The organism is Cognatiluteimonas weifangensis (assembly GCF_003416885.1).
Taxonomy (GTDB): domain Bacteria; phylum Pseudomonadota; class Gammaproteobacteria; order Xanthomonadales; family Xanthomonadaceae; genus Cognatiluteimonas; species Cognatiluteimonas weifangensis.
This window is the reverse complement of record NZ_QVPD01000020.1, coordinates 1-10,612: the sequence shown is the minus strand read 5'-3', so window position 1 is coordinate 10,612 and position 10,612 is coordinate 1. Positions and strand designations below refer to the sequence as shown.

Below are 10,612 nucleotides of genomic sequence, written 5' to 3'. Positions count from 1 at the left end.
GCCCGGCCTGTGCGGGACCGTCGGCGGCATGGATGCCGCCGAGGAGCCTACAGGGACGTATTCACGGCGTGTCCCGCACAGGCCGGGCCACCGGCTTCTCTCGCAGACGCTTCCGCGCCTGAAAGTAGGTCTTCGCGCCGCTCAGCACAGGCCCGGACCACCGGCTTCCCCCGCAAAGGTTCCCGCACTGGAAAAATGCACTCACGGCGTGCCCCGCACGGCAAGGCAAGGCTACCGGTTTCTTCCGCAGGGGGGGGCCGTGTCGGGAAGAGGAGCCGAAAAAAAGCCGGCTATTTGCCGGCTTTCTTTTCTTTCTTCGCTGCGCGCTTTTCCTTCAGCGTCTTCTCCGGTTTCTTCTTTTCCTGCTTCTTCTGGTCCATGCCCTTGCTCATGCGGGTGTCCTCGGCTGGGTGAAGGAAAAACGACGGTGCTGCGCGCAGCGGATTATGCGCTGCCGCGCGCGCCTTTCAAGGGGATGCGCGGCGGTTGCGACCGTGGCGCGGCTTACAATGGCGCATGCCCGCGATCCCCTCCGCATGATCACCCTGCAAGGCGTCGACTACGGCGTCGGCGGCCCCTTGCTGCTGGAGGCCGTCGACTTGACCGTCGAGGCCGGCGAGCGCATCGCCCTGATCGGCCGCAACGGCGCCGGCAAGTCGACCCTGCTCAAGCTGCTGGCCGGGGAGCTCAAGCCCGACGACGGCGAGGTCCGGGTCGCCGGCGGCGTCCGCCGTGCGCGGCTGGAGCAGGAAGTGCCCGCCGGCGCGCAGGGCGCCGTGTTCGACGTGGTCGCGCAGGGCCTGGGCGAGCTCGGCGCGTGGCTGGCCGAGTTCCACCGGCTTAGCCATGCCGCGGCGGTGGACACCGCGGCACTGGCGCGGGTGCAGGCGAAGATCGAGGCGGTGCAGGGCTGGCGCGCCGACCAGCGCGTCGCCGAAACCCTGGCGCGGCTGGCGCTGGACGGCGACGCCGACTTCGCCGGCCTGTCCGGCGGCCTCAAGCGCCGCGTGCTGCTGGCGCGCGCGCTGGTGTCGGCGCCGGACGTGCTGCTGCTGGACGAGCCCACCAACCACCTCGACATTGCCGCGATCGACTGGCTCGAAGGCTTCCTCAAGGGCTGGCCCGGCGCGCTGGTGTTCGTCACCCACGACCGCCGCTTCCTGCGCGCGCTGGCGACCCGCATCGTCGAGATCGATCGTGGCCAGGTCAGCAGCTGGCCCGGCGACTGGGCCAACTACGAGCGCCGGCGCGAGGAGCGGCTCAACGCGCAGGCGCAGGAGGCCGCGCGCTTCGACAAACTGCTGGCGCAGGAGGAAGCCTGGATCCGCCAGGGCATCAAGGCCCGCCGCACCCGCGACGAAGGCCGCGTGCGGCGGCTGGAGGCGATGCGCCGCGAGCGCGGCCAGCGCCGCGAGCAGGCCGGCAACGTGCGCATGGAAGCCGCGCAGGGCCAGGCGTCGGGGAAGAAGGTGATCGAAGCGCGCGAGGTGTCGTTTGCCTACCCCGATGGCCGGCGGATCGTGTGCGATTTTTCGACCACGATCCTGCGCGGCGACCGCATCGGCCTGATTGGCGCCAACGGCAGCGGCAAGACCACGCTGCTCAAATTGCTGCTTGGCGAACTGGCGCCGACAGCGGGCGAGGTGAAACTCGGCAGCAATCTGCAGGTCGCCTATTTCGACCAGTACCGCGCCACGCTGCGCGAGGACTGGAACGCGATCGAGAACGTCGCCGAAGGCCGCGAGTCGGTGACCATCAACGGCCGCCAGAAGCACGTGATCGGTTACCTGCAGGAGTTCCTGTTCACCGCCGAACGCGCGCGGGCGCCGATCACCCGGCTGTCGGGCGGCGAGCGCAACCGGCTGCTGCTGGCGCGGCTGTTCGCGCAGCCGTCCAACCTGCTGGTGATGGACGAGCCGACCAACGACCTCGACGTGGAGACGCTGGAGCTGCTCGAGGAATTGCTGGCCGACTACCCGGGCACGCTGCTGCTGGTCAGCCACGACCGCGACTTCCTCGACCATGTGGTGACTTCGACCCTGGCGCTGGAAGGCGACGGCCGGGTCGGCGAATACGTCGGCGGCTACAGCGACTGGCTGCGCCAGCGTCCCGCACCGGCCGTGGCGCCGCCGACGTCCGGGCGCGAGCGCGAGCCGGCGCACGACTCCCGCACCGATGCCGTGCCCGCGGCCGCAGCCGCGACGCCGGCCCGGCGCAAACTCGGCTACAAGGACGCGCGCGAACTGGAACAGCTGCCCGCCCGGATCGAAGCGCTGGAAGCGCAGGTCGCCGCGTTGACCCAGGCGATGCACGACCCCGCGTTCTACCAGCGCGACGGCGCCGCCATCGCCGCCCACGGCGTCGAGCTGACCCGGCGCCAGGCCGAACTCGATGCGGCCTACGCCCGCTGGGCCGCGCTGGAGGGGTAATGCGCGTGCCCCGGCCCGATGCGGCAGCCCTGCCGCAGCCGCAGCGGCTGTTCTTCGCGCTGCTGCCCGACGACACGCTGCGCGGGCGCATCGCCGCAGCGGCCGCGCACATCGAGCGCGCGCATCCTTCCGGCGGCCGTCCGCTCGCACCGGCGCGTTACCACCTGACCTTGCGGTTTCTCGGCGATTTCGAGGCTGTGCCGCCGGCACTGATCGCGGCGGCGCGCGCGGCCGGCGAGGCGGTACGCGCGCGGGCGTTCACGCTGACGCTCGACCACGTCGGCAGCTTCGCCGACAGCCGGGTCCGGTGGCTGGGCGTTGCGGCAGACGGCCCCTTGCAGGCGTTGCGGCAGGCGCTCGACCGGGCCCTGGCCGCGGCCGGCGTGGCGCTGCCGGCGGAAGCGTTCGTCCCGCACCTGACGATCGTCCGCGCGGCGCAGCGCGCGCTCGCGCCGGCGCTCGCCATCGATCCGCTAAGCTGGTCCGTGGACGGATTCGCCCTGCTCGCGAGCCGGCCCGGACGGCCTTACGAGATCCTGCAACGCCGGAGACTGGCATGAGCCATCACGATCCCCGGGTCGATGCCTACATCGCGCAGTCGGCGCCGTTCGCGCAGCCGATCCTCGAGCGCCTGCGGGCGCTTGTCCACCAGGCCTGTCCGGAGGTGGAGGAGACGCTGAAATGGCGCATGCCGAGCTTCCTGTACGCCGGCGGCATCGTGTGCACGATGGCGGCGTTCAAGCGGCACGTGGCTTTCGGCTTCTGGAAGCACGCGCTGGTGATGGGCGCGGGCGTCGAGCGCGACGGCATGGGCAGCTTCGGCAAGATGACGTCATTGCGCGACTTGCCGCCGCAGCGGGACCTGCTCGCGCTGATCCGCAAGGCGGCGGCGTTGAACGCGCAGGGGGTAAAGACGCCCGGCCCGCGCAAGGCTGCACCCCGGCCGCGGCCGGAGGTACCCGCCGACCTGGCGGCGGCATTGCGCGGCAACCGGGCCGCGGCGGCGACCTTCCGGGCGTTCCCGCCCGGTCGACAACGCGACTACGTCGAATGGATCACCGGGGCCAGGCGCGACGAAACCCGCCAGCGCCGCCTCGCCCAGACGGTCGAATGGCTGGCCCAGGGTAAGCCGCGCAACTGGAAATACCTGCAGGCGCGCCCTTGACCTGGCGTATGCGTCAATCGCGGCTTCCTGCACCGTGAGGACGCCCCGATGATCCGCAAGCTCGCCTCCGGCGAATACCGGCTGTACTCCCGCAAGACCGACCCGAAGACCGGCAAGCGCCGCAACCTCGGTACCTTCCCGACCCGCGAGAAGGCCGAGCAGCACGAGCGCGAGGTCCAGTACTTCAAGCGTCGCTGAACCGCGCGCGCCGCCGCTCAGGGCGCGCGATCCGTGCGCAGCACCGGATACAGGCCGTAGCGCCGGTCCCAGGAGGCGTGGCGGCGGGCGAAGAACTCCAGCCGCGCGCGCGGGCTGGCCGCGAACGCGGCATCCTCGCGCAGGCGCTGCGCGAACGCGGCCTGCAGCGCGGGATCCTGCGCCAGCATCTCGCGCGCGACCTCCTCGGCGACGTAGGCCTCCATGTATTCCTTCTGCTCGAAAGCGTTGTTGAACGCACCCCAGCCCAGCAACGCGTCCGGCGCGGCGGGTTCCAGCAGGCCCATCAGCAGCCGCGCCCTGGCTTGAGCGATCGGCACGAACAGGCTGCCGGCGGGCAGGTCCTGCGTTTCCGGCGCCCAGGCGCCGGTCACCTCGAGCCGCTGGTGGCCCTCGAAGGATTGCTTGCCGAATGCGATGGCCTCGGCGCGGAAGGCCTGTACCGGCGCCGGCGCCAGCGGTTGGTCCAGGCGCCGGTAGGCGATGCCGTGCAGCTGCAGCTTCGGTTCCACCATCGGCGCCCAGGCGGCCGGCACCAGGTAACCGGCGCCCGGCGCCACCGCGACGTGATTGGGCACCAGCGCGTCGCGCAGCGGCACCTGCCAGGTCTGCGGCACGGACTCGTCGTAGCGGGTCATCAGCGCGCCGGAGATCTCCGACGGCGTGCGGCTGTAGGCATAGCCCTCGAATGCGATCGTGCGGACCGCGTCGGTGGCCTTCCAGTCCAGCGGTACCGGCGTGCCGGCGAGCCGGGCCGCGCGCGCGTCGGCGGCGGTGGCGTCCGCGCGCCATTGCGCGCCGTGCTCGCGCAACAGCTCCAGCAGCGCGACGATGGTGTTGCGGGTGACCCGCACCCGGGTCGGGTAGTCCTTCCAGGAATGGGTTTCCACCAGCATCCCGAAGCGGTTGCGCTGCCAGAAATAGCCGTTGGAGAAGCGCGGTGGCGAAACCCCGTCCTCGAAGCCCGAAGCCGGGTCGTCGAACTCGACGAACGAGGGATAGAACGGCAGCGCCATTGAGCCCTGCGCATTCAGGCGCGCGATCACGCCGTCGCGCAGCGCGCGGCCGTCGGCGGCCAGGACGCTGTCGCCGGCGTGCAGGGGTTCGACCTGGATCGAGACATCGTGCCGGAACTTGGCGCCGTCGGTGACGTGCAGGTCGATGTAGGCGAGCGGGTCCCAGGCCTGCACCAACTGCAGCATCGCCTGCATCTCCGGCGCGTCGGCCTTCATGTAGTCGCGGTTGAGGTTGTAGTTCTGCGCGGTCACGCGCCAGCCCATCTGTTCGGGGCCGCGCTGGTTGGGGCGGTTCCAGGCGCCGAAGCGCTCGTGGCCGTCGACGTTGAACACCGGCACGAACAGCAGCACCTGGCGTTCCAGCGCGCCCGGCGCGGCCAGTCCGTCCAGCGCCTGCTTGAGGGCGAGGAACCCGGCGTCCTTGCCGTCGATCTCGCCGGCGTGGATGCCGCCCTGCACCAGCAGCACCGGCAGGCCGCGCGCGGCCGCGGCCTGCGGCGTGAACGCGCCGCTGCGGGTGACCACCAGGTACTGCATCGGCCGGCCTTCCGGCGTGGTGCCGAAGCTCGCGCAGCGCACCGCATCGGGATAGGCGCGGGCATAGGCGTCGCACAGCGCGATCACCTCCGCGTAGCGGCCGGTGCGCAGGAAACCGGAGCGCTCGGCTACGGTGGACAGGTCCGCCTGGCTGGCCGCGGCAGTGGGGGCGAGGGCGGACAGGCCGGCCAGCAGGCCGGCGAGGAGACAGGAACGCAGCATCGATGGGATCCCGGCAAGATCGGTCGCATTCGATGATAACGTCTCGCCCATGACCGTCCTCTACTACTCCCCGGGTGCCGCCAGCCTGCTGGTGCACTGGCTGCTGCTCGAACTCGGGCTGCCGCACGAACTGCGCGCGCTGGATTTCGCCTCGCGGCAGCAGAAATCCCCCGAATACCTGGCGCTCAACCCCAGCGGCGTGGTGCCGACGCTGGTGCTCGACGGCCGGCCCATGACCGAGGCCGCGGCGATCGCGATGCACCTGGCCGAGCGCCACCCCGACGCCGGGCTGGCGCCCGCGCCCGACGCGCCCGCGCGCCGCGACTACCTGCAGTGGATGCTGCACCTGGCCAATGCGGTGCAGCCGCTGTTCCGGATCTGGTGGTACCCGCACGAACCGGCCGGCGCCGAGCTTGCCGACCGCGTGCGCGCGCACGTGCAGCCGCGGATCGAGGCGGCGTGGGAGCGGATCGACGCGCAGCTGGCGGGCGCCGGCCCGTACCTGCTGGGCCAGGCGCCGAGCGTGGCCGATTTCTACCTGACCATGCTGATGCGCTGGTCGCGCGCGATGCCGCGCCCGGCCACCGACTGGCCGCAGCTGGCGGCGCTGGCGCAGCGGATGAAGGCGCGGCCGAGCTTCGCCGCGCTGTACGCCGCCGAGGGCCTGGAGGAGTGGGCTTGAGTTCGGTCGCGGGCGGCGCGCGCCTGCCGCGGCAGGTTCCCTACATCATCGGCAACGAGGCCTGCGAGCGCTTCAGCTTCTACGGCATGCGCAACATCCTGACGCCATTCCTGGTGTCGACGCTGTTGCTGTATGCGCCGGAGGCCGAACGCGCCGGAATCGCCAAGGACGTCTTCCACAGCTTCGTCATCGGCGTGTATTTCTTCCCGCTGCTGGGCGGCTGGCTGTCGGACCGCTATTTCGGCAAGTACAACACGGTGCTGTGGTTCTCGCTGATCTACAGCGGCGGCCACGCCATGCTGGCGGCGTTCGACGACCACCGCACCGGCTTCTACGCCGGACTGTTCCTGATCGCGCTCGGCTCGGGCGGGATCAAGCCGCTGGTGGTGTCCTTCGTCGGCGACCAGTTCACCCAGGCCAACAAGCACCTGGCCAAGATCGTGTTCGACGCCTTCTACTGGACCATCAACTTCGGCAGCTTCTTCGCCTCGCTGCTGATGCCGATCTTCCTGCGCGAGTACGGCGCGGCGGTGGCGTTCGGCATCCCCGGGATCCTGATGGGCATCGCCACCCTGATCTTCTGGCTGGGGCGCAAGCAGTACGTGCGGGTGCCGCCGACGCACGGCAAGGATCCGCACTCGTTCCTCAACGTCGCCCGCACCGCGCTCGCCGCGCAGGCGCCGGGGCAGGGCCGCGCCGGACGCGGGGTGGCCGTGGCCGGAGGGGGGCTGGCCGTGGCGATCCTGCTGTGCTGGGCGCTCAAGCCCGGGTTCTGGCCGGAAGGCTTCGACTTCGTGATCAGCGCCTGCCTGGCGCTGGGCGCCTTGCTGCTGTTCGGCGGCATCGGCACCTGGATGCAGCTCGAGCGCGCCCGCGGCCTGCACCCGGACAAGGCGGTGGACGACGTGCGCGCGGTGCTGCGGATCCTGATCGTGTTCGCGCTGGTGACGCCGTTCTGGTCGCTGTTCGACCAGAAGGCCTCGACCTGGATCCTGCAGGGCGACCAGATGCGCGTCCCGCACGAGGCCTGGTGGTGGCCGAGCTGGCTGGTGAAGACGCCGGCGCAGATGCAGGCCCTCAATCCGCTGCTGGTGATGCTGCTGATCCCGTTCAACAACCTGGTGCTGTATCCGCTGCTGCGGCGGCTGGGGTTCGAGCCGACCGCGCTGAAGCGGATGGGCTGGGGCATCGCCTTCTCCGGCATCGCCTGGATCGCCGCCGGCGCGATCCAGCTGCAGATCGACAGCGGCGCCTCGACCTCGCTGGCGTGGCAGGCGCTGCCGTACGTGCTGCTGACCTTCGGCGAGATCCTGGTTTCGGCCACCGCGCTGGAGTTCGCCTACAGCCAGGCCACCGGTGCGATGAAGGGCGTGATCATGGCGTTCTGGTACCTGTCGGTGACCTTCGGCAACCTGTGGGTGCTGCTGACCAACGCCGCGGTGCGCAACGACGCGGTGACCGCGCGGATCGCCGCCACGGGGCTGGGCGAGAATGCGTTCCTGATGTTCTTCTTCGCCGGCTTCGCGTTCGTGGCGGCGCTGGTGTTCGCGCTGTACGCGCGGCGCTATCCGATGCAGGACCACTATCGGCCCGCCGGCGGCTGAGCCGGCGGGCCGCCTCCGGGGAAACCGCCGATGACGTTCTCGCTGACCGTGGCGCTGATCGCGATCACCGTGCTGGTGTCGTGGCGGGCGTTCGACGACCCCAGGCTGATGGAGCGGCTGATCCTGTGGCCGCCGGCGATCGCGCGCCGGCACCAGTACGAGCGACTGCTGACCCACGGCTTCCTGCATGCCGACCTCGCGCACCTGCTGTTCAACATGATCACGCTGTATTTCTTCGGGCGGCTGGTCGAGCACTGGTTCGTGCCCTACATCGGCCGCGCCGGCTTCGTGCTGTTCTACCTGTCGGCGATCGTGGTCGCGATCCTGCCGACCTACCTGCGGCATCGTCACGATGCCGGCTACCGCAGCCTGGGGGCCTCGGGCGCGGTTTCGGCGGTGCTGTTCGCCTTCATCCTGGTGCAGCCGTGGTCGTTGATCTTCGTGTTCTTCGTGCCGGTGCCGGCGATCGTCTACGGCGTGCTGTTCGTCGGTTATTCGATCTGGAAGGACCACCACGGCGGCGACAACGTCAACCACAGCGCGCACCTGTGGGGCGCCGGCTACGGGGTGCTGTTCACCCTGGCGATGGAGCCGCGGGTGGGCGCGGCGTTCGTGGCCCGGTTGCTGCAGCCGACGCTGGGCTGAGCGGGGGGGCGCGCCAGCAATCGGTGCCCATGCCGCCGGCGGCCGGGAGCGCGATAATCGGGCCCGGCGCGACCTGCGCCGCCGCCGGGAACCAGGCATGCCGTCCGACACCGCAACCGACCGCGTCGCCCACGACCGGGCCGACCGGCGCTTCGTCGTCCTTCTCGAGGGCCACGAAGCCCGGCTCGAATACGACCCGGTGGAGGGCGGCCTGGACCTCACCCATACCCTCGTCCCGGACGCGATCGGCGGGCGCGGGGTCGCCGGGCAGCTGGTACGTGCGGCGCTGGAGTTCGCACGCGCCCAGGGACTGCGGGTGCGCCCGAGCTGCTCCTACGTCGAAGCCTGGATGCGCCGCCATCCCGAGTACGACGATCTGCGGATCTGAGTCGCGCCGGGCCATCGGCGGGTGATGCCGCCCGGGCCCTCCGGGGGAGAGTGCGCGAGCGCGCCGGAATGCGCAGTGCCGCACCCGCAACCGTGTAGCGGCGGGGCCGGCGCCGCGGCTGCGTAGAATGCGCTTCCCGTTTCCGGTTCCGGTCTCATGCGCCTCAACAAGCACATCAGCGACAGCGGCTACTGCTCGCGCCGCGAGGCCGACCGGCTGATCGGCGAGGGCCGGGTCAGCATCGACGGCCAGCGCGCCCGCATCGGCGCCGAGGTGGGCGAGGGTGCCGAGGTCCGCATCGACGGCCAGAAACTGGCCGCGCGCCAGGCCACCCGGGGCCGGCGCAGCCACGTCTACATCGCGCTCAACAAGCCGGTCGGCGTCACCTGCACCACCGAGTCCGCGGTCAAGGACAACATCGTCGACTTCGTCGGCCACCAGCAGCGGATCTTTCCGATCGGGCGCCTGGACAAGGATTCCGAGGGCCTGATCCTGCTGACCAGCAACGGCGACATCGTCAACGAGATCCTGCGCGCGGAGAACAAGCTGGAGAAGGAGTACCTGGTGGCGATCAACCACCCGGTCACCGACGAGTTCCTGCGCGGCCTGGCCCGGGGCGGGGTGCCGGTCCACGGCCAGCCAACCCTGCCGTGCCGCACCGGCAAGCTCGGCCGGTTCGGCTTCCGGATCACCCTGGTGCAGGGCCTCAACCGCCAGATCCGGCTGATGGCGGCCCACTTCGGCCACCGGGTCAAGCAGCTGGTGCGGGTCCGGATCGGCAACGTGAAGCTGGGCCACCTCAAGCCCGGGCAGTGGCGCAACCTGACCGACGCCGAGCTGCAGGGGCTTTTGCCGCAGCGCAGCGAATGGTGACCCCGGGTGCGGCCCCGCCGCGGCCCGGTTCCGGGGTCCGTCGGACCCCCGCCGGCCGTGCAACGGGTATTCACACTTTTCCCCGAAAGTAGGTTAAGGTGCGCGCACTGTTCAAAGCGGGATCACGGTACATCGTGGCCCGATGCGGTTGATCCAAGCGATCCGCTACATCGTCGCGTCTATACCCCTTGCTCGACAGTCTCGGTCCGCGTGTCGCGTTCCGTGCCAATCATCAAAAAACGTTTCAAGGAGTTAGACATGTCGGATCGTCAGACCGGTACCGTCAAGTGGTTCAACGACGCCAAGGGCTTCGGCTTCATCACCCCGGAGAGCGGCGCGGACCTGTTCGTGCACTTCCGTTCCATCCAGGGCACCGGCTTCAAGTCGCTGCAGGAAGGCCAGAAGGTCTCGTTCAAGGTCGTGCAGGGCCAGAAGGGCCTGCAGGCGGACGAAGTCCAGGCGCTGTAATCGCAGCCACATCGCTGCAACAGGAAAACCCGGCTCCGGCCGGGTTTTTCTTTGGCTCCTCCCAGGTGCGGGAATCCCTGCGAGGGATGCCGGTTACCTGTCTTGCGGGGCCCGCATGCGACTGCACCCCTCCGTCCGGAAATCTCTGCGTGGAAGCCGGCGGCCCAGCCTGCGCAGACACGTGGTGAATGCAACCCCCAAGCGCGGGAACCTCTGCGGGGGGAAGCCGGCGGCCCGGCCTGTGCGGGACACGCCGTGAATACATCCTTGTAGGCTCCTCGGCGGCATCCATGCCGCCGACGGTCCCGCACAGGCCGGGCCACCGGCTTCCGGGCAAGTGAGTCGGCGTGCGTGGGAACCAGCCGAA

The 10,612-nt window shown here is 70.3% G+C and carries 11 protein-coding genes; 10 read left to right on the top strand and 1 reads right to left on the bottom strand.

Features of this window, described 5'->3' with window-relative positions:
- Positions 1 to 536: 536 nt before the first annotated feature.
- Genes abc-f through D0Y53_RS12385 form a run of 4 tightly spaced genes read left to right on the top strand, consistent with a single transcriptional unit; the run spans position 537 to position 3,792 of the window.
- Positions 537 to 2,429 carry a ribosomal protection-like ABC-F family protein gene (gene abc-f, locus D0Y53_RS12400; RefSeq protein ID WP_386725061.1) on the top strand — a complete coding sequence of 631 codons (1,893 nt, stop codon included), beginning with the start codon at positions 537 to 539 and terminating at the stop codon, positions 2,427 to 2,429.
- Positions 2,429 to 2,989, top strand: a complete 561-nt coding sequence (thpR, locus tag D0Y53_RS12395) for an RNA 2',3'-cyclic phosphodiesterase (RefSeq protein WP_117203638.1) — start codon at positions 2,429 to 2,431, stop codon at positions 2,987 to 2,989. The genes abc-f and thpR overlap by 1 nt, the downstream gene beginning before the upstream one ends.
- Complete coding sequence (locus D0Y53_RS12390; RefSeq protein ID WP_117203637.1) at positions 2,986 to 3,594, top strand: YdeI/OmpD-associated family protein; 609 nt, start codon at positions 2,986 to 2,988, stop codon at positions 3,592 to 3,594. Before thpR ends, D0Y53_RS12390 begins: the two co-directional genes overlap by 4 nt.
- Positions 3,595 to 3,642: 48 nt before the next feature.
- Positions 3,643 to 3,792, top strand: a complete 150-nt coding sequence (locus D0Y53_RS12385; RefSeq protein ID WP_117203636.1) for a hypothetical protein — start codon at positions 3,643 to 3,645, stop codon at positions 3,790 to 3,792.
- Positions 3,793 to 3,809: 17 nt separating this feature from the next.
- Here D0Y53_RS12385 and D0Y53_RS12380 read toward each other — a convergent pair whose 3' ends face one another.
- A complete protein-coding gene (locus D0Y53_RS12380) occupies positions 3,810 to 5,594 on the bottom strand; it encodes a M14 family metallopeptidase (protein WP_386725064.1) in 1,785 nt (594 codons plus the stop codon).
- Positions 5,595 to 5,634: 40 nt separating this feature from the next.
- Between D0Y53_RS12380 and D0Y53_RS12375 the strand changes: the two genes are divergently transcribed.
- The 6 genes from D0Y53_RS12375 (at position 5,635) to D0Y53_RS12350 (ending at position 10,245) form a co-directional block, all read left to right on the top strand.
- The gene (locus tag D0Y53_RS12375) at positions 5,635 to 6,267 is read left to right on the top strand and encodes a glutathione S-transferase family protein (RefSeq protein WP_117203634.1); all 633 of its coding nucleotides are present in this window, start codon (positions 5,635 to 5,637) and stop codon (positions 6,265 to 6,267) included.
- Positions 6,264 to 7,871 carry a POT-type proton-dependent oligopeptide transporter gene (locus tag D0Y53_RS12370; protein WP_199492066.1) on the top strand — a complete coding sequence of 536 codons (1,608 nt, stop codon included), beginning with the start codon at positions 6,264 to 6,266 and terminating at the stop codon, positions 7,869 to 7,871. The genes D0Y53_RS12375 and D0Y53_RS12370 overlap by 4 nt, the downstream gene beginning before the upstream one ends.
- A 30-nt stretch (positions 7,872 to 7,901) precedes the next feature.
- Entirely contained in the window at positions 7,902 to 8,516 is a 615-nt protein-coding gene (locus tag D0Y53_RS12365) for a rhomboid family intramembrane serine protease (protein ID WP_117203633.1), read from the top strand.
- A 97-nt stretch (positions 8,517 to 8,613) separates the two neighbouring features.
- Positions 8,614 to 8,904: a GNAT family N-acetyltransferase gene (locus tag D0Y53_RS12360; protein WP_117203632.1), complete on the top strand. Its 291-nt coding sequence runs from the start codon at positions 8,614 to 8,616 to the stop codon at positions 8,902 to 8,904.
- Positions 8,905 to 9,060: 156 nt separating this feature from the next.
- Complete coding sequence (locus D0Y53_RS12355) at positions 9,061 to 9,777, top strand: pseudouridine synthase (protein ID WP_117203631.1); 717 nt, start codon at positions 9,061 to 9,063, stop codon at positions 9,775 to 9,777.
- A gap of 258 nt (positions 9,778 to 10,035) precedes the next feature.
- Positions 10,036 to 10,245, top strand: a complete 210-nt coding sequence (locus tag D0Y53_RS12350; protein WP_117203630.1) for a cold-shock protein — start codon at positions 10,036 to 10,038, stop codon at positions 10,243 to 10,245.
- Positions 10,246 to 10,612 lie beyond the last annotated feature (367 nt).

Bases quoted from the DNA above. Each gene is read 5' to 3' on its own strand.
- abc-f (WP_386725061.1), top strand. From the start codon at position 537: ATGATCACCCTGCAAGGCGTCGACTACGGCGTCGGCGGCCCCTTGCTG.
- thpR (WP_117203638.1), top strand. From the start codon at position 2,429: ATGCGCGTGCCCCGGCCCGATGCGGCAGCCCTGCCGCAGCCGCAGCGG.
- D0Y53_RS12390 (WP_117203637.1), top strand. From the start codon at position 2,986: ATGAGCCATCACGATCCCCGGGTCGATGCCTACATCGCGCAGTCGGCG.
- D0Y53_RS12385 (WP_117203636.1), top strand. From the start codon at position 3,643: ATGATCCGCAAGCTCGCCTCCGGCGAATACCGGCTGTACTCCCGCAAG.
- D0Y53_RS12375 (WP_117203634.1), top strand. From the start codon at position 5,635: ATGACCGTCCTCTACTACTCCCCGGGTGCCGCCAGCCTGCTGGTGCAC.
- D0Y53_RS12365 (WP_117203633.1), top strand. From the start codon at position 7,902: ATGACGTTCTCGCTGACCGTGGCGCTGATCGCGATCACCGTGCTGGTG.
- D0Y53_RS12360 (WP_117203632.1), top strand. From the start codon at position 8,614: ATGCCGTCCGACACCGCAACCGACCGCGTCGCCCACGACCGGGCCGAC.
- D0Y53_RS12355 (WP_117203631.1), top strand. From the start codon at position 9,061: ATGCGCCTCAACAAGCACATCAGCGACAGCGGCTACTGCTCGCGCCGC.
- D0Y53_RS12350 (WP_117203630.1), top strand. From the start codon at position 10,036: ATGTCGGATCGTCAGACCGGTACCGTCAAGTGGTTCAACGACGCCAAG.